Genomic DNA, 25640 nt, shown 5'->3' with positions numbered 1-25640 from the left:
TGCGCTTGGTCGGCGCACCGTTTTTTTTTGCCCGTTGTTATGTGTTGCTCAGGTGGATAAGCGCCTGGGTCAATCGCTCGATATCCCGTGCCAAGGTAATCAACCCCGGCGTGATGCGGATGCACGGGCCGACGCTGGTCTTGCGCACCACGGTAAAAATTTCATATTCCTTGAGCAGCCGATCGGCCATGACTTGCTGATCGGAGTGGGCGGTGAAGCGCATCGAGGTGATGCCGCAATAGAGCCGCCGGTCATCCGGAGTCATGACTTCAATGCCGGGCACATCCCGCACCGCGTTCACCCACAGGTCCCGCAAGTAGCAGAGTCGGGCACCTTTGGCCGACGCGCCGCCCAGGGTGCGGTGTTCTTCAAAGACCAATGGCAGCGTCAGCAGGGCAGGGATGTTGGGCGTGCTGTGGGGTGTGCGTGAGCGCACATCGGTGGCGGGGTAATTGGCTTCGTCCATGTCCGGATCGATGTCGACCAGCCGCTCTGGAGCGATATAGAGAAAGCCCAGGGCCAGCGGGCCGCCAATCCACTTCTGCAAGTTGAAACCGGCGAACTGGATACCCAGCTTCTTCAGGTTGAACTCGATCTGACCCAGGGCGTGCGCGCCGTCGAGAATGATGTCGACATCGAACTCCCGCGCCGCCTCGGCAATCGCCTTCACCGGCATGACGAGGCCGGTCAGGTGGTTGACGTAAGTCAGCGCCATCAGCTTCAGGCGCGGGTAACGAATGAAGGTTTCCCGATAGGTGCCCACCAGGCTTTCGAAACTGGCGGGATGCGGGTGGACCAGTTCGATGATCTGCGCCCCTCGCTGGCGAGCCAGCCAGCGCATCGCGCTTTTGACTGATTCGTACTCGACGTCGCTTATCAGTACCTGGTCGCCAGGCTTGAGGCCGTTGTAATTGCGAATCAGCGTCTGCAGGGCGTCCACCGCGCTGGTGGCCAGCGCCACGGTAGAGGAGGGGACGTGAATCAGTTGCGCCACTTGGCGGCGAATCGCTTCGCCATGTTCCCGGTCGAAATGCTGACGTACGTACACCGAGTTGCCGCGATTGACGAATTCGATGTTGCGCTGGTACTCCTCGACCACGGTACGCGACATCCGCCCGAAGTAGCCGTTTTCCAGGTTGAGCGGGCCCTCGGGCTCGACGTCGTAGCGGTCGCCGAAGGTCTGCCAGAAAGCTTCATCATGGGCGCGCAGGGTGTTTTCGGGCATGGGCGGATTCAGTCGGTCAATGGCGTGGTTTGGGCAGGCCGTGTTTGGCGCGCAGCGGATCCAGCAGGTCCGACAGACCGTTGTGGTCGATCTCCTGCATCAGCGCCAGCAAAGCGCCCAGTTCTCCGTGGGGAAAACCCTCCCGGGCAAACCAGTTCAGGTACTGGCCCGGCAGGTCGGCGAGGATTCGGCCCTTGTATTTGCCGAAGGGCATCTGGCGCGTCACCAGCAGTTCAAGCTTTTGCGGATTCATGGCGATTTGTCTTGATAGGAACCATCGGCAAAATACAGGCATTCTGCATGCAGGCCAAATGACAGATCATGCAAATAACGCGGATACAGATTTTTGGGTATTTTGTAACTTGTTGAATTTAAAGTATTTTTATTGTTGTTTTTGGCTGGCACGGCCAATGCAATATTCCTTGCAGGTTTTTATTCACCAAGCAAAGGAACTGAAAAATGACTGACATCAATAAAGAATCCATCTCTGTCTTGAACGACCTGATCGAGACCAGCAAGGATGGCCAGGAAGGATTCAAGACCTGCGCTGAAGACATCAAGCATCCAGAACTCAAGGCCCTGTTCGTTAAACGCGCGGCCGATTGCGCAACTGCCGCGGCCGAGCTGCAAGCCGCTGTGCGTTCGTTGGGCGGCGATCCGGAAACCTCCACCAGCGTCGCTGGCGACCTGCACCGTCGTTGGGTAGACGTAAAATCGATGTTTACCGGCAAGGATGAAGAAGCGGTCCTCAATGAAGCCGAACGCGGCGAAGACCATGCACTCAAGGCTTACAAGGAAGCCATCGAGAAGATCAACAAGCACAACCTGGTAGGTATTCGTGACCTGGTTGAGCGTCAGTACCACGGCGTGCAACGCAACCACGACCAGGTCAAGGCGCTGCGTAACCAGGCGCGTGCCAGCTGACACCTGCTTGTGACGCAAAAAAACGCCAGCCTGCTGGCGTTTTTTTATGGGCCACGAAACCGCAAGAGTGTTTGTCAGATCCATCAATAATCTGCTCTGGACTCGAATAGGTAGCTAGCTAATAATTGCGCTGCCCCTCGCGCGATCTATCGTTACTACGGTCGTTGCTACGTTCATTACCTCGGTCCCCAGAAGAGTTTTCCGCGTGCCCATTACCTTCCAGGCCTTGTTCGCCCCTGACCGCCTCGCCGTGCAGTTCGCCATCAAAACCGTGCTCGGCGGCGGCCTGGCGTTGTGGCTGGCGTTGCGCTGGGGCCTGGAGCAGCCGTCGTGGGCATTGATGACGGCGTTCATCGTCGCCCAGCCGCTGTCCGGCATGGTGGTACAGAAGGGCCTGGCGCGTTTGGTCGGTACCTTGGTGGGGACGATCATGTCGGTGGTGTTCATGGGATTGTTCGCCCAGGCACCGTGGTTGTTCTTGCTGGCGCTGGCGCTGTGGCTGGGTGTGTGCACGGGCTGTTCGACGCTGTTGCGCAGCGCCTGGTCGTATTCTTTCGTGCTGGCTGGCTACACGGTGGCGATCATTGCCTTGCCGGCCCTTTCCCATCCACTTGGGGTCTTCGATCAGGCCGTGGCGCGGTGCACCGAGATCAGCCTGGGCATTACCTGCGCCACGGCGGCCAGTGCCTTGCTCTGGCCGTTGCGGGTCGAACGACAACTGGCGGATCAGGCCCGTGCCGCCTGGCAGAGCGGCATGCAGGCGGCGCGTGCAACGTTGGCCGGCGATGCCCAGGCGCGCAAAGGCTTGCTCGAAATCCTCGGCAAGATCGTTGCGGTGGATGCCCAGCGCGAACACGCCTGGTTCGAAGGCAGCCTGGGCCGCCAGCGCGCCCGGGCCATCAGCGGCTTGAGCCAGAAACTGCTGATGCTGTTGCGTATTTCCCGTTCGGTGCGTCGGCAGTGGAAACAACTCGAACCTCAGGAAGCCGAAGCGCTCCAGCCGTGGATGGACGAGGTGCAGCAGGCGCTCGCTGCAGACAGCGCGACGCTCCAGGCCCTGCGGCCTCGGGTTCTGGATGCTTCTCATGACCTGCGGATCAGCTCGGCGCAAAGTTACTGCCTGGCTCGTTTCGCCTTGTTGCTCGATACCGCCCTGGCTGCCTGTGCCGCGCTCGCGGCAGTGCAGGAGGGCAGGGCCGCCGCCGATCCGCCGCGCACGCTGGCGCCGCACCGGGATCTGTCCCTGGCCATGGTTTTCGGCGCCCGCAGCGCCCTGGCATTCCTGGCGGTAGCCTGTTTCTGGCTGGCGACCGCCTGGCCCGCCGCATCCGGTGCGCTGTTGCTCACCTGCGTGGTGTGCAGCCTGTTTGCCAGCCGCGAAAACGGTGCGCAGATCGGCATGAGTTTCCTGCGGGGTATTTTCCTCGCAGTGCCGACGGCGTTTGTGATCGGCGAGATCTTCCTGCCGCAATGGAGCAGTTTCGCCATGCTGTGCATGGCCATGGGCGTGCCGTTGTTCCTGGGGGCGCTGTGCATGGCCAAGCCGCCGCTCTACGCCACGGCCACCTCGTTCTGCCTGCACTTTGTGGTGCTGGTCTCGCCGCTCAATGCGATGAAGTACGACGTTTCGGCATTTTTCAACAACGCCCAGGCAATGATGATCGGCGTCGGCGCGGCGGTACTGGCGTTCAAGCTGCTGATCCTGCGCAACCCGGCCTGGCATAGCCGTCGGCTGCTGGCCGCGACGCTGGACGATCTGGTCAGGCTGACCCATCGCAATCTGCGTGGTGCTGAAAGCTGGTTCGGTGGCCGCATGGCTGACCGGCTGCTGCAACTGGCGCGGCATTATCCCGAGCTGCCGGTGCCGGCGCGCAGCCGTTGGGACGACGGCTTGCTGGGCCTGGATGTCGGTGACGAGTTGCTGCATCTGCGCCTGAGCCTGGCCGTCGCCCAGATACCCGACAGCCCGGCCCAGCGCGAATATTTCGAAACCCTGGAGCAGGCGCTGGAACGCGGCCCCGGCGGCGATCAGGCCGAGGCTTTGGCCCAGGCAAGCGACGAATATCTGCGGGTGCTGTCGCAGCAACCGTCCAGCGATGCGCTGAAGCTCGCCCAAGGCGCGGTGGTGCAATTGCAGAACAGCTGGCGCGCCTGGTGCCGCCAGCACGAATCCGAAGAAGGGAAACATAGCCATGGGCTTGCGTGAATGGTCGATTGGCGGGGTGCTGCTCAGCCCGTTCCTGATTTATGTGGTCCTGGCCTTGCTGGCAACCGGTGCGCTGCGCCTGTTGCTCGGCCTGTTGCCGGTCGGGCGCTGGATCTGGCATGAAGCCTTGTTCGACTGCGCCCTGTACGTCTGTGTCCTGACTGTCATTACCCTGGTCCTCGGACCGTTATAAGGAGCTGAACATGCGTACACCCGTACGTGTCGCCGTCACGCTGGGCGTGGTGGCCGTGGCGATCTTCGCCGGGTTTCATCTGTGGCAGTACTACATGCTCACGCCCTGGACCCGGGATGCGCGAATCCGTGCCGACGTGGTGGTGGTCGCCCCTGACGTATCCGGTTGGGTGCGCGAACTCAAGGCCGTGGACAACCAGCAGGTCAAGGCTGGCGACCTGTTGTTGAGCATCGACCGCGAACGCTTCGAGGCCGCGCTGGAAAAGGCTCGCGCGGTGGTCCAGACCCGTCAGCAGCAGCTGAGCCTGCGTGAACACGAAGCCAGCCGCCGCGCCGCCCTGGGGCCTCAGGCGATCAGCGCCGAGCTGCGGGAAAATGCCCAGATCAACGCCGGCATTGCCCGTGGCGAACTGCGCGAGGCCCAGGCCCAGGCCAAGGTCGCCGAGTTGAACCTGGCCCGCAGCCAGGTCCTGGCCCCACGCAGTGGTCATATCACCAATCTGCGCCTGGCCGAAGGCAACTACGTCAACGCCGGGCAACCGGTGATGGCGCTAATCGATGATTCGACTTTCTACGTGCAGGCCTATTTCGAGGAAACCAAACTGCCGAGGATCCGCGTGGGCGATCCGGTCAAGGTCTGGTTGATGAGCGCCGACCATGCGCTGGACGGCCATGTGGAAAGCATCAGCCGCGGTATCACCGACCGCAACACCAACCCCGATGCGCAATTGCTGGCAGAGGTCGAACCGACCTTCAACTGGGTGCGCCTGGCCCAGCGGATCCCGGTGCGGATCAAGCTCGACAAGGTGCCGGAAGGGGTGAGCCTGAGCGCGGGGATGACGGCGAGTGTGCAGGTGCAAGAGCGGCTGCAATAGCCCTCGCACTGCGGACTCCGTGGCGAGGGAGCTTGCTCCCGCTCGGCTGCGAAGCAGTCGTAAAAAGAACATCACGGTTAATCAGATTAAACGCGGTGGGCTTTTCTCAGGGGCGCTTCGCACCCCAGCGGGAGCAAGCTCCCTCGCCACGGGGAATCATGATCATCAGCCGATGCTGATCGCCGGCAACGTCGGCAACGTAACAGTCTGCTGCTTGCGCGGAGCCAGGATCTCGGCCTCGCCGTCCACCACCAATTCATCGCGCTGATTGAACACGCGCGTGGCGATGCGCACGCGGAACTTCGGCAGTTTCTCGAGGATTTCCAGGCGCACGGTCAGGGTGTCGCCAATCTTCACCGGTTTCTGAAAGCTCATCTGCTGGCCGATATAGATGGTGCCCGGCCCAGGCAGCTCGCACGCCACCGCCGCGCTGATCAGCGCACCGCTGAACATGCCATGGGCGATGCGTTCCTTGAACATGCTGGCGGCGGCGAATTCGGCGTCCAGGTGCACCGGGTTGTGGTCGCCGGACATGGCGGCGAACAGCTGGATATCGCGCTCTTCGACGGTCTTGCTGTAGCTGGCGGTCTGGCCGACTTCGAGGGCTTCGTAAGGGATGTTGGTAACCTGGGTCATGTCTGGATCCTGTAACAGGTAAAGGAAAAACGCTGCAAACCTACTCGCTACGTGGCGGCCGCTGGTGGCTCAGCGCCTGGGCAATCCAGGCCAGCACGTCGGCCGTCACTTCATCGCGGTTGATTTCATTGAACAGTTCGTGCCGGGCCTGCGGGTAGATCGTCAATTGCAGATGTTGATTGCCGGCGTCGCGCAGGGCATCGGCCAGATCTTTCAGACGCTTGCCTTCGCTCACCGGATCACATTCGCCGCCAATCACCAGCAACGGCAGGCCCGGATCGATCTGCGCGAGATTGGACGCTTTGCTGATCTGCTGCAAGCCGCCGAGGAGGTCGATCCACAGCTGATTGGTACAACGAAAGCCGCACAGCGGGTCCTGGACGTATTTGTCCACTTCGGTCGGGTCGCGACTGAGCCAGTCGAAGGGCGTGCGCACCGGTTTGAATTTTTTGTTGAAACTGCCGAATGACAGCCACTCGATGAGCGCGCTACGCCCCGTGGCTCCCTGGCGTCGACGTTCGAGGCGGGCGATCAGGCGTGCCGCGCGGTACAGCGCCACGGGCTGGAAATTCGAGCCGCTGAGAATCGCCCCGTGCAGGCTGGCGCTGTGGTGCAGCAGGTAACCCTGGGCGATATAGCTGCCCATGCTATGGCCCAGCAGGAGAATTGGTATTTCTGGATGTTGCTGGCCGATGTGCTGATTGAGGCTCGCGAGATCGCCGACCACCTTGGCCCAGCCGTCCTCGTCGGCAAAATGCCCCAGGACTGTTTCCTCGCCGGTCTTGCCATGGCCGCGCAGGTCCGGTGCGTAGACGCCATAACCTTCATCGCACAAGGCCTGGGCCAGGCGCCCATAACGAGCGCTGTGTTCGGCCATGCCGTGGGCCAGCATGAGCACGGCCTGCGGGGCGGTTTCGGGCAACCATTGGTTGACGAGGATGCGCCTGTGATCGGTCGCGGTCAGCCAGAACGTTTGGTGGATCATGGCGGTTCCTTTGCACAAAGTCAGACGCAGCGTCGCTGCATTGTATAGCGCATCCGTCGCGTCTCGCCTGATCAGGTCACGGCAAGGGAGGAAGATTCACACGATCTATGACGCAAGTTGCCATATTTGCCTGATTGGCCATAGCTGCTAGTGTCCGAGGAGCTCCGCCTGTGCAAGCGATACGCAAGCGGTCCCGGATACGTTCAGGTAAAGAGGATAAAAACAATGCAGCCTGATTTCTGGAATGACAAACGCCCGGCCGGCGTGCCCTCTGACATCGACCTGGGTGCCTACAAGTCGGTTGTCGAGGTGTTCGAGCGTTCCTGCAAGAAATTTGCCGACCGTCCGGCCTACAGCAACATGGGGGTGACCCTCACCTACGCCGAGCTGGAGCGCTACAGCGCGGCCTTTGCCGGTTACCTGCAAGCCAATACCGACCTGGCGCCAGGCGATCGCATCGCCGTGCAGATGCCCAACGTCCTGCAATACCCGATCGCCGTCTTCGGTGCCCTGCGCGCCGGCCTGGTCGTGGTCAATACCAACCCGCTGTACACCCCGCGGGAAATGCGTCATCAGTTCAAGGATTCCGGTGCCCGGGCGCTGGTGTACATGAACCTGTTCGGGCAGAAGGTCCAGGAAGTGCTGCCCGACACCGACCTGCAATTTCTGATCGAAGCGAAGATGGGCGACCTGATGCCTACCGCCAAAGGCTGGCTGGTGAATACGCTGGTCAGCAAGGTCAAGAAAATGGTGCCGGCCTATTCGCTGCCCCAGGCCATTTCCTTCAAGAGCGCCTTGCGCCTCGGGCGCGGCCAGGGCATCAAGCCCCTCAACGTCAGCCTCGATGACATCGCCGTGCTGCAATACACCGGCGGCACCACGGGGCTGGCAAAAGGCGCGATGCTGACCCACGGCAACCTGGTCGCCAACATGCAGCAGGCCCGGGCGTGCCTGGGGCAGATCGGCGATGACGGCCAGCCGCTGTTGCGCGAGGGCCAGGAAGTCATGATCGCGCCGTTGCCGCTGTACCATATCTATGCGTTCACGGCGAACTGCATGTGCATGATGGTCACGGGCAACCACAACGTGTTGATCACCAATCCCCGGGACATCGGTGGCTTCATCAAGGAACTGAAGAACTGGCGGTTCTCGCTGTTGCTGGGGCTCAACACGCTGTTCGTGGCGCTGATGGACCATCCTGATTTCAAGACGCTGGATTTTTCCAACCTCAAGGTCACCAACTCAGGCGGCACCGCGCTGGTCAAGGCCACGGCCGAACGCTGGAAGCAGCTCACCGGCTGTGGCATCACCGAGGGCTACGGCCTGACGGAAACCTCGCCGGTGGCCAGTGCCAACCCTTACGGCGGCAAGTCGCGCCTGGGTACGGTGGGGCTGCCAGTGCCGGGTACGCTGATGAAGGTCATCAACGACGACGGCGTCGAGCTGCCCCTGGGCGAGCGCGGCGAGCTGTGCATCAAGGGCCCGCAGATCATGAAGGGCTACTGGAACAAGCCCGAGGCGACCGCCGAAGTGCTCGACAGCGAAGGCTGGTTCAAGTCCGGCGATATCGCGGTGATCGATCCCGACGGCTTCGTGCGCATCGTCGACCGCAAGAAAGACATGATCATCGTCTCGGGTTTCAACGTGTATCCCAACGAGATCGAGGACGTGGTCATGGCTCACCCGAAAGTCGCCAGTTGCGCGGTCATCGGCGTGCCGGACGAGCGTTCGGGGGAGGCGGTGAAACTGTTCGTGGTGGCCCGTGAGGCGGGCGTCAGCCTCGAAGAACTCAAGGCCTACTGCAAGGAGAACTTCACCGGCTACAAGATCCCCAAGCACATCGTATTGCGTGACTCGCTGCCGATGACGCCGGTGGGCAAGATCCTGCGGCGGGAACTGCGCGATATCGCCTGAGGCGCTTGCCTCAATGGAAAACCTGTGGGAGCGAGCCTGCTCGCGATAGCAGTCGATCAGTGACAGAGATGTCGGCTGATACGCCGCTATCGCGAGCAGGCTCGCTCCCACACTTCTTTATGCATGGGGTGAAATTACGCGGCCTTAGAATTTTTACTCTAAAAGTGACCATTGGATTTTCTTGAGTCAAATTTGTGACTGTGGAGCCCATTTTTGGCTCTAGTCGACCCTCGGCAAAGCTGCTACTCTCGGCGCGCTTTTGTGACTTCTCGGCCTTGATTCAAGCCAGATTCACCAACAAAACACACACCAATAATAATCGCATCAAATGCGGTGAAGAATTCGCGTTGCTGAGGAGTGGGCTTCCATGATTGAAGACTTTTGGAAGGATAAGTACCCAGCTGGGATTGCTGCCGACATCAATCCAGACGAGTATCCGAATATTCAGGCGGTGTTGAAGCAGTCCTGCCAACGCTTCGCCGACAAGCCGGCATTCAGCAACCTCGGCAAGACGATCACCTACGGTGAACTCTACGAATTGTCCGGTGCCTTTGCCGCGTACCTGCAACAGCATACCGATTTGCAGCCGGGCGATCGAATCGCCGTGCAGCTGCCCAACGTTCTCCAGTATCCGGTGGCCGTTTTCGGCGCGATCCGCGCCGGGCTCATCGTGGTCAACACCAACCCGCTGTACACCGCGCGGGAGATGGAACACCAGTTCAACGACTCCGGCGCCAAGGCGCTGGTGTGCCTGGCCAACATGGCGCACCTGGCCGAGAACGTGGTGCCCAGGACCAGCGTCAAGCACGTCATTGTCACCGAAGTGGCCGACCTGCTGCCGCCGCTCAAGCGCCTGCTGATCAACAGCGTGATCAAGTACGTCAAGAAGATGGTCCCGGCTTACCATTTGCCCAAGGCCATCAAGTTCAACGACGTGTTGAGCAAGGGCCACGGCCAGCCGGTGAACGAAGCCAACCCCACCAGCGATGATGTGGCCGTTCTGCAATACACCGGTGGCACCACCGGCGTGGCCAAGGGCGCGATGCTGACCCACCGCAACCTGGTGGCGAACATGTTGCAGTGCAAGGCATTGATGGGCTCCAACCTCAATGAAGGCTGCGAAGTGTTGATCACGCCGCTGCCGCTGTACCACATCTATGCGTTCACCTTTCATTGCATGGCGATGATGCTGATCGGCAACCACAACATCCTGATCAGCAACCCGCGCGACTTGTCGGCGATGGTCAAGGAACTGTCGAAGTGGAAGTTCAGCGGTTTTGTCGGCCTCAACACGTTATTCGTGGCCCTGTGCAATAACGAAGCCTTCCGCAAGCTGGACTTCTCCGCACTGAAGGTGACCTTGTCCGGTGGCATGGCGCTGCAACTGGCAGCGGCCGAGCGCTGGAAGGCGGTCACCGGCTGCCCGATCTGCGAAGGCTACGGCATGACCGAGACCAGCCCGGTGGCTACCGTCAACCCGATCCAGCACATCCAGGTCGGCACCATCGGCATTCCGGTGCCATCAACGCTGTGCAAGGTCATCAATGACGCGGGCGTCGAATTGCCACTCGGTGAAATCGGTGAATTATGTGTGAAAGGTCCGCAAGTGATGAAGGGCTACTGGCAGCGCCAGGAGGCCACCGACGAGATCCTCGACGGTGAAGGCTGGCTCAAGACCGGTGATATCGCGCTGATCCAGCCGGACGGCTACATGCGCATCGTCGATCGCAAGAAGGACATGATCCTGATCTCCGGCTTCAACGTTTACCCCAACGAACTGGAAGACGTACTGGCCACCCTGCCGGGTGTGCTGCAGTGCGCGGCGATCGGTGTACCGGATGAAAAGTCCGGCGAGGCGATCAAGATTTTCATCGTCGTGCGTCCAGGGGCCACGCTCACCAAGGAACAGGTGATGGAGCACATGCGCGCCAACGTCACCGGCTATAAAGTGCCGAAGGCCGTGGAGTTCCGCGATGCATTGCCGACCACCAACGTGGGCAAGATCCTGCGGCGCGAGTTGCGCGATGAAGAACTGAAGAAGCTGGGGCTGAAGAAGTAAACCCGCCGCCAATGAAAAGCCCCGCTGATGCGGGGCTTTTCATTGGATTGCCTTGGTAGGAAACCTGTGGCGAGGGGATTTATCCCCGCTGGGTTGCGAAGCGGCCCCAGGATTCATCAGCCACAGCGATAGATCATGCAAGACACAGGGGGCTGCTGCGCAACCCGGCGGGGATAAATCCCCTCGCCACAACAAGCGCCTCTGACATCAGAGTTACAACCGAAACTGCGCAAAATCCAGGTTGGTGCCACCCGGCCGCATGTCTTGCAGGTAGGAATCCTTGTCGGCACTCAGTTCCAGGCTCAGGGCCGCCTTGCGTTTGCCCTGGTTGCGTACTTCCAGGCCTTCCAGTTTTTCCCGCAGGAACACTGTCGGCACTTTCAGGTGCAGCAGTTCATCGGTGGCGGGGGTGTGCAGCAGCAGGTGAATCCATTCGTATTGACCAATGGCCAGCCGGGCCACCGGAATGTCGAACCAGAAGATGTTGCGATTGCGGTTCAGTTCGCTGAAATGGCAATTGTTGACGCCCAGGACGGCGCCGCCCAGTTGCTGGTTCCTGCGGGCGATGGCCTGCTTTTTATCGAGTTTCATAACGTTCCTACGGGATTGGAGCTTCAGGTCGCAGCCTGGATACGTGGGGCATTCTCGGGGGTTGATCGGCAAACATAAAGCGCAACCTGCAGTCGTCGACGAAATCAGCCGCAGAAAAAATGAAACTCCCCGCAAACGGCCCCAGTCAACCCTTGTGTAATGACTTTTCTTACAGTTATTCACAGGAGAGACACCATGGGTAGCACGAGCGATAAAGTGAAGGGCGTTGCCAACGAAGCCGTCGGCAACATCAAGCAAGGCGTCGGCAAGGCCACCGATAACGACCGCATGCGCGCCGAGGGCGTGGTTCAGGAGAAAAAGGGTGAAGCCCAGCAAAACGTGGGCAAGGCCAAGGATGCCGTCAAGAAAGGCGTTGACGAGGCGTAACCGATCAGTTGAAACGTGATCGGAACGGTCATCTGCGGGTGGCCGTTTTCATGTCGACTCGAACTTGCACCGGGGGAAATTGTTCCAAAGTCGCCAACAGGTTACTTTGTCTTGGCATAACCCGATGAGTCGCCAGGCGACCTTCCTTTTTTGCGGCGAAAGGAGACGCACATGATGTTCCCGGCCTTGAAAGGCTTGCCCCTGCACCGCGTGATGATGCGCACGGTGACCGAATTTCTCGACGACGAGATGTCGACGTACGCCTCCGCACTGGCTTACCAGATGTTGTTTTCGCTGTTCCCCTTCATTCTTTTCCTGATAGCCCTGATCGGTTTTCTGCACCTGCCGGATTTTTTCTCCTGGCTGCGCCTGCAATCGGAACTGGTGCTGCCGCCACAGGCGCTGGAGCAGGTCAACCCGGTGATCGACCAGCTCCAGCAGTCCAAAGGGGGGCTGCTGTCGGTCGGTATCGTGATTGCGTTGTGGACCGCGTCGGCCGGCGTTCGGCTGATGATGAGCGCCATGAATGCCGCTTATGACGTGGTCGAAGGGCGTCCGGCCTGGAAGCGTTTTCCGCTGTCGATCCTGTACACCGTCGGCATTGCGGGCATGCTCCTGGCCGCCGCGGCGCTGATGGTGCTGGGGCCGCAGGTGATGGGCTGGATTGCCGCCCAGATCGGGCTGGAGGAATTCATTGTCACCGTCTGGACGCTCGCGCGCTGGCCGGTCATCGTGTTTTTGTTGATGGTCGCGGTGGCGCTGATCTATTACGTGATGCCCGACGTCAAACAGGAGTTTCGCTTCATCACGCCGGGCTCGGTATTGGCGGTGGTGGTCTGGATCATCGCGTCCCTGGGCTTCGCGTTCTACGTCAAGACCTTCGCCGACTACAACGCCATGTATGGCAGTATCGGCGCGATCATCGTGCTGTTGCTGTACTTCTATATCTCGGCGGCGGTACTGTTGCTCGGCGCTGAGATGAACGCGGTGATCGAGCACATGTCCGCCGAAGGCAAGGACCATGGCGAAAAGAGCCCCGGCGAGCATGAAAAACAGCATGTATCGGGCCTTGGGCGCGACCATTCCATTCCTCACAATCACACTGACGAAGCCCGACCATGATCCGCGAAATCCTGAAGATGGGCGACGAACGCCTGCTGCGCATCGCACCGCCGGTGCCGCCAGAAATGTTCGACAGTCCCGAGTTGTGGCAATTGATCGATGACATGTTCCAGACCATGGAAAGTGTCGGCGGTGTCGGCCTGGCGGCGCCGCAGATCGGCGTCGACCTGCAACTGGTGATCTTCGGCTTCGAGCACAGCGAGCGTTACCCCGATGCCGAGGCGGTGCCGCAGACCATCCTGATCAACCCGCTGATAACGCCGCTGAGCCCGCTGATGGAAGAGGGCTTCGAGGGCTGCCTGTCAGTGCCGGGCCTGCGCGGTGCGGTGGATCGCTACCAGCACATCCGCTATGAAGGTTTCGACCCGAAGGGCGAGCCGATCGTGCGCACCGCCTCAGGCTTCCACGCGCGGGTAGTCCAGCATGAATGTGATCACCTGATCGGCCGCTTGTACCCATCGCGCATCACCGACTTCAGCAAGTTCGGGTTCACCGAGGTGATGTTTCCGGAGCTGGATCCCACCGCCGACGATTAGCTGAGTCCTACCCAAAACCCTGTGGGAGCGAGCTTGCTCGCGATTGCGGTGTGTCATCCAAATTGATGCAGCTGACCTGACGCCATCGCGAGCAAGCTCGCTCCCACACTGGACTGATGGGTCTTCAGGGTCTTGCAGGCACCCACCCCATCGCAATCATCGGCTTGCTCCGCGCATACCGATTCAGCCGTTCAGCCATCGCATAAGGCAGCTCCGGATCGAAGGCGAACCCGCGTCGCTCATAAAAGCTGCGCAGGTCAGGGTGGCAGAACAGCCATACCGGCGCCTCCACGCCGTTCACTGCCTCTTCTATCAACCGCGCCGCGATGCCTTGCGCGCGGAACGCCGGGTCGACGAACAACCCCGTCAACCAATGCCCACCGGACACCGGTCGCAGGCACAGGGCCGCGATGATTTCATCGCGCCGCGCCACCCAGAGTTGCGCGTCGCGCACGGCTTTCATCGAGGATTGGTGGGCACGATAAAATTTGTTCATCAACGGCCAAAGCGATTCTTCGAGCTCTGCATAACGGATTTCGGACATGGCTGGGTAATGACGAAGAGGGGGAGGCGATTATAAAAGAACGCGGCTGCAGGGATAGGTGTATACCTGAGGTACATCCCGTATGAATGGAGTGCGTATCATGGCCAAAGGCATGGATTCAAAAAAAGCGGCAAAGAAAAAACCAGCGAAGAGCGCCGATGAAAAACGCGCTGACAAAAAAGCCAAGAAGGTCAATCTGTTCGGTCATTGAAGTGCTGTCGACTCGGCTGGTCGCAGGTTTGAGGCGGAGGTTGCATCGTTCCGCCCAAACCCGCTGAGGTGATACCGAGGCGCTGCCAGACTCAGAGGGTGGCGATGACAGTGCTCTGGGCAGGGTTTTTCTCGCTCTGCTGATCCTTCTCCATTTGCGCCATGGCCGACTTGTCCTGCATGCGCTGGGCAATCTCCTCGCCGACCGCCAATTGTTTCTCCGGCGGCATTGCGGCGTACTCTTCTTCGGTGATGCCCATTTCCTTGAGGATGCTGTCACGCAAGCGTTGTTCAGGCGTCTTGCTCATGTAGTCCTTGAACTGGGCCATGGCAGAGCCGGCTTCTGCGGCGGCTGACGAGCCAACCGTCTGCAATTGCACACGGGTCTTGGCGAAGGCTTCGTCGACCTTGTCGCTGATGGCGGTGGCGGCGCTCACCTGTTGCGTGGCGTGTCGAGTGGCGGAGTCCTGGACTTGGGCGCTGGCCTGGGTCTGGACGTTATCTCGCAACGCCTGCAGCGCGGCGCTTTGCAGGCCGCTGGCGGCTTCGGGTGTCGGGTCTTCGCCGGGGCGCTTGAGCGGCAGGATCATTGCTTGCTGTTTCGCACTGACCAACATGATACGTACCTGTAGAAAGTGGCTGAGCGAGGGAGCGAGCAATTCCCATGCCGTCGTGCCAGATCCCTGGAATCAAAGGGCTGCAGGCAAGAGATATGGGGTGGGGCGGCCAATCCTTGCCGTTCGTCGGCATGGTTCGTCGGCATGGCTCGGCCGCATCCTGCCGGGCCACTCAGGTGCTTTCGCGGACCTTGAGTTCGAAGCCCAGGTCCACCACCGGCTGGGCGATGCGGTTGCCAGCCATCAAGGTGAGCATCTGTTCAGCGGCACGGCGGCCGATGGCTTCCCGTGGGGTGCTGATGCTGCTCAAGCGCGGCACCATGTGGGCCGAGGCGGGCAGGTCGTTGAAACCGAGGATCGAAACCTGCTCGGGGATCCTGATACCGCTGCGCAACGCTTCGAGCAGCGCGCCGTGGGCCAGGTCGTCGTTGCCGAAGAAGATCGCATCGACGTCCGGATGGCTGGCGAGCAACTGCAGGAACAACTCGCCGCCCAGGCCCACCGATGACGGACGCGGCGTGAGTATTTCCAGGTCCGGGTCGTAGAGCCCGGCTTCCTGCAATGCGCGCCGGAATCCTTCGCCGCGCAACAGCGTGCGCTGGTCCAGTTGCGCGCCGATGTAGGCCAGGCGCTTGCGGCCTCGGGAAACCAGGTGTTCGGCAGCGGTTTCGCCGGCCTTGAGCTGGGAGAAGCCCACACAATTGAGGCCGGCGCCCGGGTCCAGTTCCATCATGTACACGCAGGGAATGTTGCTGGCCTCGATCATCCGTCGAGCGCTTTCGGTGCGGTCGAACCCGGTGAGCAACAATCCTCGCGGCTGATAGGCCATGTAGTTGCGCAGCAGGTCCTCTTCTTCATCCCGGGAATAATGATAATTGCCGATCACCACTTCGAAGCCCTTGGGCCGCAGCACGCGATGAATGGCTTCGAGAGTGTCGATGAACAACAGGTTCGACAACGATGGCACCAGCACCACCACCGAATGGCTCTGGGCCGAAGCCAGGGCGCGGGCGGCGGGGTTGACGACGTAGTTGAGTTCCAGGGCGGCCTGGCGGACCTTGTCCACCAGTTCGACGGCCACGGTGCTGACGCCGCGTAGCGCACGGGAGGCGGTGATCGGGCTGACCCCGGCCAGGCGTGCGACTTCGTTGAGCGTGGGGCGACCGGTGGTGCGAGTATTCTTATCGTTTTTAGGGGCGGTCATCAGGGCGGCTTGCCAAACAAAAATCAAGGCACTAAGGTAGCGCTGTCTCGGCGCGGCTGCAAATGCGTGAGCAGGGTTTGCCTGATCCCCTGTCCGCTGGCGTCGTGGACGTACATGCTGCAACCACAAAAATGACAAGAAGGCGTCGGCAACTTCTGCTTTTGCTGCGGTGTCATAACTGGCAAAGGTAGCGCTGTCTGCGCGCTGAGGTGTTACATGAATAATCCAATCACCGCCCTGGTCATCATGGGCGTTGCCGGTTGCGGCAAAACCTGCGTCAGCCAGGCCCTGTGCCAACTGAGCGGCGCCACCGCCATCGAAGGCGACACTTTCCACCCTGCGGCCAACATCCAGAAGATGAGCGCCGGTATCCCCCTGAACGACGACGACCGTGCCGGCTGGCTCGACAGCCTGTGCGACGAGTTGCGCCGTGTCGACGCCGTGGGCGCGCGCCCGGTGCTGACCTGCTCGGCCCTCAAGCACAGTTATCGCGAGCGCCTGCGCAGCGCCTTGCCGGGCCTGGGCTTCGTATTTCTTGAACTGACCCCGGAAGTGGCCGCTGATCGCGTGTCCCATCGCCCGGGCCATTTCATGCCGTCGACCCTGATCGACAGCCAGTTTGCCACCCTTGAATCTCCTGTCGGCGAGCCCCTGACCCTGGCTCTGGATGCGTCCAGCCACAGCGTTGATGAACTGGCCCGCCAGGCTTACGTCTGGTGGCTGGCCCACGGCCTGAAGCTCGCGAGCTGAAGCGTGAACAATTTGCGTCAGAAAGATAGCGCTGTCCCGACGGCTTGAAAATAACTGCTTCAATAACAACAACAAATCAGGAGACACCTCCCATGTTCGGCATGTCCCACGAGACGTTCCTGCTGCTAGATGCAGTGGTTACGGTGATCGGACTCATCGTCCTCATCACCAAGTTCAAATTCCACCCGTTCATTGCACTGACCATCGCCGCCGCGTTTCTCGGCCTGACGTCGGGCATGCCGACCGGCACCATCATCAAGGCGTTCCAGGACGGCTTTGGTGGCGTGCTCGGTTTTGTCGGCATCATCCTGGCGCTGGGCACGATGCTCGGCAAAATGATGGCCGAGTCGGGCGGCGCCGATCAGATCGCCCAGACCCTGATCCGTGCCTTCGGCAAGGAGAAGGTGCAGTGGGCCATGATGTTTGCCGCGTTCCTGGTGGGCATCCCGCTGTTCTTCGAAATCGGCTTCGTGCTGCTGATCCCGCTGGTGTTCATCGTCGCGCGCCGCACCGGCGTGTCGATCATCAAGATCGGTATCCCGCTGCTGGCCGGTCTTTCCGCCGTCCACGGCCTGGTGCCACCGCACCCGGGTCCGCTGCTGGCGATCGGCATCTTTGGCGCTGACATCGGCAAGACCATTCTCTACGGCCTGATCGTAGCGCTGCCGACCGCCATCATTGCCGGACCGATCTTCGGTACGTTCATCGCCAAGCACATCCCCGGTCATCCGAATCAGGAGCTGGTGGACCAACTGGCCCGCGAGACGAACGCCGCCGAACTGCCAAGCTTCAGCATCACCCTGATCACTGTGCTGTCGCCGGTATTCCTGATGCTGCTCAAGACCTTCGCGGATGTGGCGCTGCCGGACGGCAACCTGTTCCGTGTCTGGATGGACATGATTGGCCACCCGATCTCGGCTTTGCTGCTGGCGTTGCTGCTGTCGCTGTACACCTTCGGCTACAAGCAGGGCATCGGTTCCAGCCAGATGCTGAAGTGGCTGGACGCGAGCCTTGCGCCGACGGCGGCGATCATCCTGATCATCGGTGCCGGCGGTGGCTTCAAGCAGATGCTGGTGACCAGCGGCGTAGGTGACGTGATCGGCCACATGGCCGTGAGCGCGCAGATTTCGCCGATCCTGCTGGCCTGGCTGGTGGCGGCGGTGATCCGGATTGCGACCGGTTCGGCGACCGTGGCGACCATTACCGGTGCCGGGATCGTGGTACCAGTGGTGGGGATGATGCCAGGGGTGAACCGTGAGCTGCTGGTACTGGCGACCGGCGCCGGCTCGCTGATCCTGTCTCACGTCAACGATGCGGGCTTCTGGCTGGTCAAGCAGTACTTCAACATGACCGTGGCCGAGACCTTCAAGACCTGGACCGCGATGGAAACCATCCTGTCGGTGGTGGGGCTGATCTTTATCCTGCTGTTGTCGCTGGTGATCTAAGACATCCTGGACTTACTGTGGCGAGGGAGCTTGCTCCCGCTGGGCCGCGAAGCGGCCCCAATCCAGTCAACTCCGATTCATAGAGTGAGGCGACCGGTTTGCGACTGCTTCGCAGTCGAGCGGGAGCAAGCTCCCTCGCCACATAAAATTGTGGTTGGCTGTCAGGCTTGTTTGCCAGCCAACCCATCCGCCCGGAACATTCCGCGGATCCCGCGTACCGCCTGGCGAATCCGGTCCTGGTTCTCGATCAGCGCAAAGCGCACATGATCGTCCCCATATTCCCCGAACCCCACCCCCGGCGAGACGCAGACCTTGGCTTCGGCCAGGAGCTTCTTGGCAAACTCCAGTGAGCCCAGGTGCGCATAGGCCTCGGGAATCTTCGCCCAGACATACATCGATGCCTTGGGATTCTCCACCATCCAGCCCAGTTCATGCAGGCCCTTGACCAGTACGTTGCGGCGCTGGCGGTACTGCTCGGCGATGTCGCGCACGCATTGCTGGTCGCCTTCGAGGGCGGCGATGGCGGCCACTTGCAGCGGGGTGAAGGTGCCGTAGTCGTGGTAACTCTTGATCCGCGCCAGGGCGCTGACCAGTTCCGGGTTACCCACCATGAAACCGATGCGCCAGCCGGCCATGTTGTAGCTCTTGGACAGGGTGAAGAACTCTACCGCAATGTCTTTCGCGCCCGGCACCTGCATGATCGACGGGGCTTTCCAGCCGTCATAGACGATGTCGGCGTAGGCCAGGTCGTGGATGACCAGTACGTCGTATTGTTTGGCGAGGGCGATGACCCGCTCGAAGAAGTCGAGCTCCACGCATTGCGCGGTGGGGTTGGACGGGAAACCGAGGATCATCATCTTCGGCTTGGGAATCGAACCGCGAATGGCCCGCTCCAGTTCATCGAAGAAATCCACGCCGGGCACCAGCGGCACCGAACGCACCTGGGCGCCGGCGATCACCGCGCCGTAGATGTGGATCGGATAGCTGGGGTTGGGCACCAGCACCGTGTCGCCCTGGTCCAGGGTGGCCAGCATCAGGTGTGCCAGGCCTTCCTTGGAACCAATGGTGACAATGGCTTCGCTTTCCGGGTCGATGTCCACTTCGTAGCGGTCCTTGTACCAGCGCGAAATGGCTCGGCGCAGGCGTGGGATGCCTTTGGAAGTGGAGTAGCCGTGGGTATCTTCGCGCTGGGCGACGGTGACCAGCTTCTCGACAATATGCGGGGGCGTGGCGCCGTCGGGGTTACCCATGCTCAAGTCGATGATGTCTTCGCCGCGCCGACGCGCAGCCATCTTCAGCTCGGCAGTGATATTGAATACGTACGGGGGGAGTCGATCGATGCGCGCAAAGCGGCGCGGCGAACCTTGTTCGGCCATTGTTGCCTCGAGATACGTGAGCGCCCGGAACCGTCCGAGCGACGTCGGCCAATGCGTTGGCCTGCGGCGCAAGATAATCGGGCCAATGGCGGATTGTCCAGTAGCCGCGTCGAACTATTTTCGACGACACTGTCGCCCTGGCTGCGCCACCCGCGGTGGCCGTAGCGGCTTGTCGAACCTGTCTTACCCAATTGTGATGGAATGAATAATGGAATTTTCCAGCGGCTTCCTGCTGAGCCTTTCCTTGTGCCTGGACATCGGCGTGGCCAATATCGCGATGATCACCCTGGCGATGCAGCGCGGCTATTTCCAGGGCTTTGCCCTGGGCCTGGGCACCTGCGTAGGCGACCTGGTCTATGCGGTCTTGGCGCTGGCCGGGATGACTGTCCTGCTGCAATACGAAACGGTGCGGTGGGTGCTGTGGATCGGCGGTTCGGTGCTGTTGCTGTATTTCGCCGCGAAGATGGTTCATTCGGCGATCTTTCACAGTGCGGTGCTGGCCGAGGCCGGCGAGGTCCGGGGCAACTCGTCTCGGCAGGAGTTTTTTCGCGGGATTTTCCTGGCGATGTCATCCCCCAGCGCCATCCTCTGGTTTGCGGCGGTGGGGGGTACGCTCATTGCCCGCTCAGGGGGTGGCACGGTAGTCAGCTCGGCGCTGTTTCTGAGCGGATTCCTCTGCGCCGGGCTGCTCTGGAGCGCCGGCCTGTGCCTGGCGGCAACCCAGGGCGGAAAATTGCTGGGGGATAAATTGCTGCGTTATTCCTATTGGGCATCGGCGGCGATTTTCTGCTATTTCGCCGTCTACGTGATCGTTTCTGGCTACAACGAGTTTGTCGGAACAACCGCCTCGGCTGTCCCGCCTGGACTCTGACAAGCGAAACGGCCTGGCAATCACCGTTTGGGTTCTATACTGCCAAACCCGACTTCAAGTTTTCCGGAGTGTCGAAGCAATGGAATCGCAAAAACGCGTTAATGCATCCGAGCCGCGCTTCGAGCAAGGACGCTTTCAGCTCATCGCCGGTTTCGGCGCGCGTTTTGCCCAGGACACCGCCCAGGACATCCCGCTGCTCTGGGAAAAGTTCTTGCCCTGGCTTGGCAAAGTGCCGGGGCAGAAAGACGAAGTGACCTACGGCGTGTGTTGCAACCCGGACGGTACAGGCGGCTTTGAATACATTGCCGGCGTGGAAATCAGCCGGCTTGACGACCTTCCGGAACAATACCGCTGGATCGAAATCCAGCCTGGGCCCTACGCCGTATTCGAGCACAAAGGGCCATTGAAGAACCTGCCGGACACCTTCCACTACATCTGGAAGGAATGGTTGCCGCAGTCCGGCCACCAGGCAGCTGATGAGCCTGAGTTCGAGCGCTACAGCGAAGACTTCAACCCGCGGACGGGGGAAGGCAGCCTGGAGATCTGGATACCCCTCAAGCCGAGTTGATCGTCGCGAGCCTGTTATTCAAACACCAACCCCATCCGCCGTTCATAACCGATTCGGCCCTTGTAGGCCTCGCCGCTGTCGACCCAGCCCAGGCGGGTGTACAGGCTGATGGCCGCGTCGTTGTCTGCATCCACCGAAAGCTCAAGCCCCTTTATCTCTGGCCATGCCGCTCGGGCGACGGTGGGTAGCGCTTGCAGGCAGGCCTTGCCGTAGCCTTTGCCTTGAGCCCGGCGGTCTACCTGCAAGGCGTGCAGGGTGGCGCTGTGTTCGTTGGCCCAGGCGGGCAGTACGGGTGGCCGCTTGAGCAGCAGGAACGCGACGGGCACTTCGTCGGCCAGCAGCGCAAAACCCTTTACCCCATGGGCGGGCCTGGACAGCAGCGTATGCAGCGCACCATGGATATCGCCGGAAAACCTGATCTGTTCGGGGTGGATTTCGATGGCTTCGACCTGTTGCCGTTGCAGCGCGGTCAGGTCTTCATAGGGTACGAGCTGAGCAGTCACGAAAACGTCCATTGTTGCCGACAGAATGAGGCCTGGATTCTAGCGAAATTTTTTCTTTGGATTATTTTTGTTTGGCTGTCGATTCACTGTTTCTCCAGACGACTAAGGCTGTCTCTAACAAAAAACTGCGGAGAACCACCATGAATACCGAAACCGAAATCCAAGCGTTGATCGACACCTATCGCCAGGCCGTCATGGCCAAGGATGTGGAAAAAGTCATGGCGCTCTATGACGACGATATCGTCTCGTTCGATGCCATCCAGGCTCTGCAATTCAAAGGCAAGGCCGCCTACCGCGCGCATTGGGAAGCCTGCATGGAAATGTGCCCTGGCCCGCACAAGTTCGATTTCCATCAGGTCCAGATCACGCCGGCCGAGAACATCGCCTTCGCCCATTGGCTGGCCTATTGCGGCGGCACCAACGACAAAGGCGAAGAGCAGGCATGCTGGATGCGTGTGACAGCTTGCTACAAGCGTACGGCCGGCGCGTGGAAGATCGTCCATGAACATTGGTCGGCGCCATTCGACCCGATGGCGGGTACGGCGATATTCGACTTGCAGCCCTGATCGGCTACGGTTTCGTTCTGTCTTCCTTGTCGACCCGTCCGATTGCGGAGCTTTCCATGAAGTATCTATGCCTGGTGTACAGCAATGAACAGGTCCTGCACGACTCGCCCGAGAGCCCGCAGGACGCCGAATGCATGGCTTACGCCGAATCGGTCCAGGGCAGCGGCCGCATGCTCGCCGCTGAAGCCCTGGAGTCGGTGCAGACCGCCACCACGGTGCGTATGCGCGGCGGCAAACTGTCGATTACCGACGGCCCGTTCGCCGAAACCAAGGAGCAACTGGCGGGCTTCTACCTGATCGACGCCAAGGACTTGAACGAAGCCATCCAGGTCGCCGGGCACATCCCGGCGGCCCGGGTCGGCTGCGTCGAAGTCCGGCCGGTACGCCAGCTGAATCCCTGAACGACAATCACAACGGGATGATTTCCATGAGCCGTGAACCTGCTTTGTTGTCCATCAGTCCGATCACCCAAGGCCTTCCCGGCTGATGTCGGCCGAAGCGGTCAAGGCGCGGGTCGAGCAGGTTTATCGCCAGGATTCGCGGCGAATCCTGGCGACGCTGATTCGCCTGCTGGGAGATTTCGATCTCGCCGAGGAAGCCTTGCACGAGGCGTTCTTCGTCGCGGTCGAGCGCTGGCAGCGCGACGGCGTGCCGGACAATCCCCGGGCCTGGCTGGTGTCGGCCGGGCGTTTCAAGGCGATTGACAGCCTGCGTCGGCGGGCGCGCTTCGCGGCGTCCCAGCCGATGCTGATCGCGCAACTCGAAGCGCTTGAACAGGCCGAGTGGAGTGACGAGGACGTGGAAGACGACCGCCTGCGGCTGATTTTCACCTGTTGCCACCCGGCTCTGGCCGCTGATGCCCAGGTACCGTTGACGCTGCGGGAAGTCTGCGACCTGACCACCGAGGAAATTGCTCGTGCGTTTCTTGCCGCGCCGGCAGCCATCGCCCAGCGCATCGTGCGGGCCAAGGCGAAGATTCGTGATGCGAAGATTCCCTATCAGGTGCCGTCCCGCACGGAGCTGCCTGAACGACTCGACAGCGTGCTGCGGGTGATCTACCTGGTGTTCAACGAGGGCTATTCAGCCTCGATGGGGGCCGAGTTGACCCGCGATGACCTGACCCGTGAAGCCATACGCCTCGCACGCCTGCTGCTGGAGTTGCTGCCCGAAGCTGAAGTGATGGGCTTGCTGGCGCTGATGCTGCTGCACGAGTCGCGGCGGCCTGCGCGAATGTCGATGGCCGGCGATCTGGTCTTGCTCGATGAGCAGGACCGGTCGCTATGGGACCCGGCAATGATTGCCGAAGGTTGCGCGATGGTCGAGGCCGCGCTCAACACCCGGCGGTTCGGACCGTATTGCCTGCAAGCCGCGATTGCTGCGGTGCACGCGGAAGCGCCGAGCGCCCGGGAGACCGATTGGCCGCAGATCGTCGGCCTCTACGATGTGCTGTTGCGGGCCGTGCCGTCGCCAGTGATCGAACTCAACCGCGCGGCCGCCCTGGCCAAGCGCGATGGGCCGCAGGAGGGGCTACGCCTGGTTGACGGGATACTCGGCAGGGGCGAGCTGCTTGACTATCACCTGGCCCATTCGGCGCGGGCTGAGTTCTGCCGGCAGTTGGGGCGAGTGGAGGAGGCGAGGGCCGCCTATCGACGGGCGCTTGAATTGACGCAGCAACTGCCGGAGCGGCGGTTCATTGAAGCCAGGCTTGCCGGTTTGCAATGAGGGGAGTCGAGCCCATGCCCGTGGCGAGGGAGCTTGCTCCCGCTGAGCTGCGCAGCAGCTCCTTTTATTCAACTGACACGCCGCAGGGGGCCGCTTCGCGACCCAGCGGGAGCAAGCTCCCTCGCCACGGGGGGCTCCTTCATCCTGAACTGGCGGGCAACAGACAAAAAAGGCGACCCGAAGGTCGCCTTTTCAGTCAGCCCGCGTTGATCAGAACTCGTGATCAGCGTTGTCCGGGTTCAGGTCGCTGATACCCAGCTTGCCCGCAGCCTGTTCGATCGAGCCGGTCTGCTTGACCAGGGCGGCGATGGCGTCACGCACGATCTGGTTGCCCGCGGTGTTACCGGCGGCGATCAGCTGGTCGTAGTGCTCACCCTTGTTGGCGTGATCGACCATGACCTGGATCTTGGCTTCGGTGTCGGCCAGCTCGGCCTTGAGCGTGGTGTCGGCGGCCGGGTCGGCCTTGGCCACCAGGGAGGACAGGCTCGCGCCGGTCATCTTGGTGCCGTCGACGCGGGTGTATTCGCCCAGGTAGACGTTACGCACACCCTTGGCATCGTAGAAATGCGAGTAGTGGGTGTTGTCGCTGAAGCAATCCTGTTCGTCTTCTGGCGAGTTGGCTTCCAGGGAGACCTTCATGCGCTCGCCCGCCAGTTCACCCAGGGACAGGCTGCCCATGCCGAACAGCATCTTGCGCAGACCGGTTTCGGCCGGTTCGGCTTCCAGCGTGGCGCGGTAGTTGTCGGCGACGTTCGGTTTCCAGTTGCCGACCATTTCCTGCAAGTCGTTCACCAGCAGCTGGGTCACGGACTTGAGGTAGGCACGCCGACGGTCGTTGTGGCCGCCAGTGGCGCCGGCGCCTTCCAGGTAGTCCGAAGCCGGACGATTGCCGGCACCCGGGCCGGTGCCGTTGAGGTCCTGGCCCCACAGCAGGAATTCGATGGCGTGGTAGCCGGTGGCAACGTTGGCCTCGGAACCACCCAGCTCGTTCAGGCTGGCGAGTTTTTCCGGGGTGATGTCTTTGACGTCGACCTTGTCTTCGCCGACCTGCACTTCGGTGTTGGCGATGATGTTGGCAGTAGCGCCCGGGTTACCCAGGGCGTGCTCGTAGGATTTGTCGACGTAGTCGATCAGGCCTTCGTCCAGGGGCCATGCGTTCACTTGGCCTTCCCAGTCGTCGATGATGGTGTTGCCGAAGCGGAACACTTCGCTCTGCAGGTAAGGTACGCGCGCGGCAACCCAGGCAGCCTTGGCGGCTTTCAGGGTATCGGCGTTCGGCTTGGCGAGGAAGGCGTCGACGGCGGTCTGCAGGGTTTTCGCGGTGGATTCGGCATCGCTGTAGACGGCGTAGACGATGTCGGCGTAGTGCGCGACAACGGCCTTGCCAGCGGCTTCGTCGATCTTGCCAGCGGCAGCGGGGGCAGCCGGAGCCGCAGTGCTGGCGGCCGGCGTTGGCGCTTGCGGCGCGGCCGCCTTGTCTTTGCCTTCGCCGCAACCGGCGAGGGAAATAGCGATGGCCAACAGACTGGCGGTAGCCAGAGGCATACGAATCATGGCGAACATCCTGCTTCGGTGATGAATGGGACAGGCGCGGGGGCGCGCAAAACTGCGA

At 61.2% G+C, this 25640-nt stretch carries 27 protein-coding genes; 16 read left to right on the top strand and 11 right to left on the bottom strand.

Annotated features, from left to right (window positions below; all coding sequences use genetic code 11):
• Positions 1 to 37 precede the first annotated feature (37 nt).
• Together J3P96_RS21770 and J3P96_RS21765 are read right to left on the bottom strand one after the other, a co-directional pair.
• Positions 38 to 1225, bottom strand: a complete 1188-nt coding sequence (locus J3P96_RS21770) for an aminotransferase class V-fold PLP-dependent enzyme (RefSeq protein WP_434653468.1) — start codon at positions 1223 to 1225, stop codon at positions 38 to 40.
• 16 nt (positions 1226 to 1241) lie between these two features.
• The gene (locus J3P96_RS21765; protein WP_305496320.1) at positions 1242 to 1478 is read right to left on the bottom strand and encodes a DUF3820 family protein; all 237 of its coding nucleotides are present in this window, start codon (positions 1476 to 1478) and stop codon (positions 1242 to 1244) included.
• 206 nt (positions 1479 to 1684) lie between these two features.
• Between J3P96_RS21765 and J3P96_RS21760 the strand changes: the two genes are divergently transcribed.
• The 4 genes from J3P96_RS21760 (at position 1685) to J3P96_RS21745 (ending at position 5422) form a co-directional block, all read left to right on the top strand.
• The gene (locus J3P96_RS21760; RefSeq protein ID WP_186709209.1) at positions 1685 to 2149 is read left to right on the top strand and encodes a PA2169 family four-helix-bundle protein; all 465 of its coding nucleotides are present in this window, start codon (positions 1685 to 1687) and stop codon (positions 2147 to 2149) included.
• Positions 2150 to 2354: 205 nt separating this feature from the next.
• Positions 2355 to 4355, top strand: a complete 2001-nt coding sequence (locus J3P96_RS21755; protein WP_434569574.1) for an FUSC family protein — start codon at positions 2355 to 2357, stop codon at positions 4353 to 4355.
• On the top strand, positions 4342 to 4548 hold the full coding sequence (locus J3P96_RS21750) for a DUF1656 domain-containing protein (RefSeq protein ID WP_249873604.1): 207 nt from the start codon (positions 4342 to 4344) through the stop codon (positions 4546 to 4548). Before J3P96_RS21755 ends, J3P96_RS21750 begins: the two co-directional genes overlap by 14 nt.
• Before the next feature lie 10 nt (positions 4549 to 4558).
• Positions 4559 to 5422, top strand: a complete 864-nt coding sequence (locus tag J3P96_RS21745; RefSeq protein ID WP_434602993.1) for an efflux RND transporter periplasmic adaptor subunit — start codon at positions 4559 to 4561, stop codon at positions 5420 to 5422.
• A gap of 165 nt (positions 5423 to 5587) precedes the next feature.
• On the opposite strand, the gene J3P96_RS21740 is transcribed toward J3P96_RS21745, so the two are convergent.
• Both J3P96_RS21740 and J3P96_RS21735 read right to left on the bottom strand, forming a co-directional pair.
• Positions 5588 to 6058, bottom strand: a complete 471-nt coding sequence (locus J3P96_RS21740; RefSeq protein ID WP_003227420.1) for a MaoC family dehydratase — start codon at positions 6056 to 6058, stop codon at positions 5588 to 5590.
• A 40-nt stretch (positions 6059 to 6098) separates the two neighbouring features.
• Positions 6099 to 7043, bottom strand: coding sequence for a lysophospholipase (locus tag J3P96_RS21735; protein WP_434653466.1), 945 nt, complete (start codon positions 7041 to 7043; stop codon positions 6099 to 6101).
• A gap of 225 nt (positions 7044 to 7268) precedes the next feature.
• Here J3P96_RS21735 and fadD2 point away from each other — a divergent pair, with 225 nt between their 5' ends.
• Together fadD2 and fadD1 are read left to right on the top strand one after the other, a co-directional pair.
• Positions 7269 to 8957 carry a long-chain-fatty-acid--CoA ligase FadD2 gene (gene fadD2, locus J3P96_RS21730; RefSeq protein WP_434653464.1) on the top strand — a complete coding sequence of 563 codons (1689 nt, stop codon included), beginning with the start codon at positions 7269 to 7271 and terminating at the stop codon, positions 8955 to 8957.
• A gap of 367 nt (positions 8958 to 9324) precedes the next feature.
• Entirely contained in the window at positions 9325 to 11016 is a 1692-nt protein-coding gene (fadD1, locus tag J3P96_RS21725) for a long-chain-fatty-acid--CoA ligase FadD1 (RefSeq protein ID WP_434602995.1), read from the top strand.
• 213 nt (positions 11017 to 11229) lie between these two features.
• Here fadD1 and J3P96_RS21720 read toward each other — a convergent pair whose 3' ends face one another.
• Positions 11230 to 11607: a hypothetical protein gene (locus J3P96_RS21720; RefSeq protein WP_305496313.1), complete on the bottom strand. Its 378-nt coding sequence runs from the start codon at positions 11605 to 11607 to the stop codon at positions 11230 to 11232.
• Positions 11608 to 11802: 195 nt separating this feature from the next.
• Here J3P96_RS21720 and J3P96_RS21715 point away from each other — a divergent pair, with 195 nt between their 5' ends.
• The 3 genes from J3P96_RS21715 to def all read left to right on the top strand — a co-directional run bounded on the left by J3P96_RS21715 (position 11803) and on the right by def (position 13652).
• Positions 11803 to 11994, top strand: a complete 192-nt coding sequence (locus J3P96_RS21715) for a CsbD family protein (protein ID WP_305496312.1) — start codon at positions 11803 to 11805, stop codon at positions 11992 to 11994.
• 171 nt (positions 11995 to 12165) lie between these two features.
• Positions 12166 to 13116: a YihY/virulence factor BrkB family protein gene (locus J3P96_RS21710; protein ID WP_434569568.1), complete on the top strand. Its 951-nt coding sequence runs from the start codon at positions 12166 to 12168 to the stop codon at positions 13114 to 13116.
• Complete coding sequence (def, locus tag J3P96_RS21705) at positions 13113 to 13652, top strand: peptide deformylase (RefSeq protein WP_434602996.1); 540 nt, start codon at positions 13113 to 13115, stop codon at positions 13650 to 13652. The genes J3P96_RS21710 and def overlap by 4 nt, the downstream gene beginning before the upstream one ends.
• Positions 13653 to 13776: 124 nt before the next feature.
• Here the strand turns inward: def and J3P96_RS21700 are convergent, their stop codons facing one another.
• From J3P96_RS21700 to J3P96_RS21690, 3 genes are all read right to left on the bottom strand, one after another.
• Positions 13777 to 14196, bottom strand: coding sequence for a GNAT family N-acetyltransferase (locus J3P96_RS21700; protein WP_434653462.1), 420 nt, complete (start codon positions 14194 to 14196; stop codon positions 13777 to 13779).
• Positions 14197 to 14498: 302 nt separating this feature from the next.
• Positions 14499 to 15023, bottom strand: coding sequence for a hypothetical protein (locus J3P96_RS21695; protein WP_434653460.1), 525 nt, complete (start codon positions 15021 to 15023; stop codon positions 14499 to 14501).
• A 172-nt stretch (positions 15024 to 15195) separates the two neighbouring features.
• A complete protein-coding gene (locus J3P96_RS21690) occupies positions 15196 to 16227 on the bottom strand; it encodes a LacI family DNA-binding transcriptional regulator (RefSeq protein ID WP_434569565.1) in 1032 nt (343 codons plus the stop codon).
• Positions 16228 to 16443: 216 nt separating this feature from the next.
• Between J3P96_RS21690 and J3P96_RS21685 the strand changes: the two genes are divergently transcribed.
• On the top strand, positions 16444 to 16977 hold the full coding sequence (locus tag J3P96_RS21685; RefSeq protein WP_434625629.1) for a gluconokinase: 534 nt from the start codon (positions 16444 to 16446) through the stop codon (positions 16975 to 16977).
• Between the two features lie 92 nt (positions 16978 to 17069).
• Positions 17070 to 18422 (top strand): GntP family permease, encoded by a 1353-nt coding sequence (locus J3P96_RS21680; RefSeq protein ID WP_305496305.1) that lies wholly within the window; start codon positions 17070 to 17072, stop codon positions 18420 to 18422.
• Positions 18423 to 18583: 161 nt separating this feature from the next.
• On the opposite strand, the gene alaC is transcribed toward J3P96_RS21680, so the two are convergent.
• Complete coding sequence (alaC, locus tag J3P96_RS21675) at positions 18584 to 19798, bottom strand: alanine transaminase (RefSeq protein WP_305496304.1); 1215 nt, start codon at positions 19796 to 19798, stop codon at positions 18584 to 18586.
• Between the two features lie 208 nt (positions 19799 to 20006).
• Here alaC and J3P96_RS21670 point away from each other — a divergent pair, with 208 nt between their 5' ends.
• Together J3P96_RS21670 and J3P96_RS21665 are read left to right on the top strand one after the other, a co-directional pair.
• Entirely contained in the window at positions 20007 to 20669 is a 663-nt protein-coding gene (locus J3P96_RS21670) for a LysE family translocator (protein WP_305496303.1), read from the top strand.
• 79 nt (positions 20670 to 20748) lie between these two features.
• Complete coding sequence (locus tag J3P96_RS21665; RefSeq protein WP_434653458.1) at positions 20749 to 21237, top strand: GyrI-like domain-containing protein; 489 nt, start codon at positions 20749 to 20751, stop codon at positions 21235 to 21237.
• A 14-nt stretch (positions 21238 to 21251) separates the two neighbouring features.
• On the opposite strand, the gene J3P96_RS21660 is transcribed toward J3P96_RS21665, so the two are convergent.
• Entirely contained in the window at positions 21252 to 21740 is a 489-nt protein-coding gene (locus J3P96_RS21660; RefSeq protein ID WP_434653456.1) for a GNAT family N-acetyltransferase, read from the bottom strand.
• Positions 21741 to 21880: 140 nt separating this feature from the next.
• Between J3P96_RS21660 and J3P96_RS21655 the strand changes: the two genes are divergently transcribed.
• From J3P96_RS21655 to J3P96_RS21645, 3 genes are all read left to right on the top strand, one after another.
• Entirely contained in the window at positions 21881 to 22306 is a 426-nt protein-coding gene (locus J3P96_RS21655; RefSeq protein ID WP_434653454.1) for a YybH family protein, read from the top strand.
• Between the two features lie 56 nt (positions 22307 to 22362).
• Positions 22363 to 22707, top strand: coding sequence for a YciI family protein (locus J3P96_RS21650; RefSeq protein WP_305496293.1), 345 nt, complete (start codon positions 22363 to 22365; stop codon positions 22705 to 22707).
• 85 nt (positions 22708 to 22792) lie between these two features.
• Complete coding sequence (locus J3P96_RS21645; protein WP_434653452.1) at positions 22793 to 24028, top strand: RNA polymerase sigma factor; 1236 nt, start codon at positions 22793 to 22795, stop codon at positions 24026 to 24028.
• Between the two features lie 210 nt (positions 24029 to 24238).
• On the opposite strand, the gene J3P96_RS21640 is transcribed toward J3P96_RS21645, so the two are convergent.
• Positions 24239 to 25582: an imelysin family protein gene (locus tag J3P96_RS21640; protein ID WP_305496291.1), complete on the bottom strand. Its 1344-nt coding sequence runs from the start codon at positions 25580 to 25582 to the stop codon at positions 24239 to 24241.
• Positions 25583 to 25640: the final 58 nt, after the last annotated feature.

The organism is Pseudomonas sp. R3-56, assembly GCF_051132075.1.
Classification (GTDB): Bacteria; Pseudomonadota; Gammaproteobacteria; order Pseudomonadales; family Pseudomonadaceae; genus Aquipseudomonas.
Note: the sequence above shows the minus strand (reverse complement) of the source record. Positions and strands in the feature narration are given on the sequence as shown.

What these genes read in the sequence shown, in the direction of transcription:
- J3P96_RS21770 (WP_434653468.1), bottom strand. Translation starts at nt 1,225, where the DNA reads ATGCCCGAAAACACCCTGCGCGCCCATGATGAAGCTTTCTGGCAGACC.
- J3P96_RS21765 (WP_305496320.1), bottom strand. Translation starts at nt 1,478, where the DNA reads ATGAATCCGCAAAAGCTTGAACTGCTGGTGACGCGCCAGATGCCCTTC.
- J3P96_RS21760 (WP_186709209.1), top strand. Translation starts at nt 1,685, where the DNA reads ATGACTGACATCAATAAAGAATCCATCTCTGTCTTGAACGACCTGATC.
- J3P96_RS21750 (WP_249873604.1), top strand. Translation starts at nt 4,342, where the DNA reads ATGGGCTTGCGTGAATGGTCGATTGGCGGGGTGCTGCTCAGCCCGTTC.
- J3P96_RS21745 (WP_434602993.1), top strand. Translation starts at nt 4,559, where the DNA reads ATGCGTACACCCGTACGTGTCGCCGTCACGCTGGGCGTGGTGGCCGTG.
- J3P96_RS21740 (WP_003227420.1), bottom strand. Translation starts at nt 6,058, where the DNA reads ATGACCCAGGTTACCAACATCCCTTACGAAGCCCTCGAAGTCGGCCAG.
- J3P96_RS21735 (WP_434653466.1), bottom strand. Translation starts at nt 7,043, where the DNA reads ATGATCCACCAAACGTTCTGGCTGACCGCGACCGATCACAGGCGCATC.
- fadD2 (WP_434653464.1), top strand. Translation starts at nt 7,269, where the DNA reads ATGCAGCCTGATTTCTGGAATGACAAACGCCCGGCCGGCGTGCCCTCT.
- fadD1 (WP_434602995.1), top strand. Translation starts at nt 9,325, where the DNA reads ATGATTGAAGACTTTTGGAAGGATAAGTACCCAGCTGGGATTGCTGCC.
- J3P96_RS21720 (WP_305496313.1), bottom strand. Translation starts at nt 11,607, where the DNA reads ATGAAACTCGATAAAAAGCAGGCCATCGCCCGCAGGAACCAGCAACTG.
- J3P96_RS21715 (WP_305496312.1), top strand. Translation starts at nt 11,803, where the DNA reads ATGGGTAGCACGAGCGATAAAGTGAAGGGCGTTGCCAACGAAGCCGTC.
- J3P96_RS21710 (WP_434569568.1), top strand. Translation starts at nt 12,166, where the DNA reads ATGATGTTCCCGGCCTTGAAAGGCTTGCCCCTGCACCGCGTGATGATG.
- def (WP_434602996.1), top strand. Translation starts at nt 13,113, where the DNA reads ATGATCCGCGAAATCCTGAAGATGGGCGACGAACGCCTGCTGCGCATC.
- J3P96_RS21700 (WP_434653462.1), bottom strand. Translation starts at nt 14,196, where the DNA reads ATGTCCGAAATCCGTTATGCAGAGCTCGAAGAATCGCTTTGGCCGTTG.
- J3P96_RS21695 (WP_434653460.1), bottom strand. Translation starts at nt 15,023, where the DNA reads ATGTTGGTCAGTGCGAAACAGCAAGCAATGATCCTGCCGCTCAAGCGC.
- J3P96_RS21690 (WP_434569565.1), bottom strand. Translation starts at nt 16,227, where the DNA reads ATGACCGCCCCTAAAAACGATAAGAATACTCGCACCACCGGTCGCCCC.
- J3P96_RS21685 (WP_434625629.1), top strand. Translation starts at nt 16,444, where the DNA reads ATGAATAATCCAATCACCGCCCTGGTCATCATGGGCGTTGCCGGTTGC.
- J3P96_RS21680 (WP_305496305.1), top strand. Translation starts at nt 17,070, where the DNA reads ATGTTCGGCATGTCCCACGAGACGTTCCTGCTGCTAGATGCAGTGGTT.
- alaC (WP_305496304.1), bottom strand. Translation starts at nt 19,798, where the DNA reads ATGGCCGAACAAGGTTCGCCGCGCCGCTTTGCGCGCATCGATCGACTC.
- J3P96_RS21670 (WP_305496303.1), top strand. Translation starts at nt 20,007, where the DNA reads ATGGAATTTTCCAGCGGCTTCCTGCTGAGCCTTTCCTTGTGCCTGGAC.
- J3P96_RS21665 (WP_434653458.1), top strand. Translation starts at nt 20,749, where the DNA reads ATGGAATCGCAAAAACGCGTTAATGCATCCGAGCCGCGCTTCGAGCAA.
- J3P96_RS21655 (WP_434653454.1), top strand. Translation starts at nt 21,881, where the DNA reads ATGAATACCGAAACCGAAATCCAAGCGTTGATCGACACCTATCGCCAG.
- J3P96_RS21650 (WP_305496293.1), top strand. Translation starts at nt 22,363, where the DNA reads ATGAAGTATCTATGCCTGGTGTACAGCAATGAACAGGTCCTGCACGAC.
- J3P96_RS21645 (WP_434653452.1), top strand. Translation starts at nt 22,793, where the DNA reads ATGTCGGCCGAAGCGGTCAAGGCGCGGGTCGAGCAGGTTTATCGCCAG.
- J3P96_RS21640 (WP_305496291.1), bottom strand. Translation starts at nt 25,582, where the DNA reads ATGATTCGTATGCCTCTGGCTACCGCCAGTCTGTTGGCCATCGCTATT.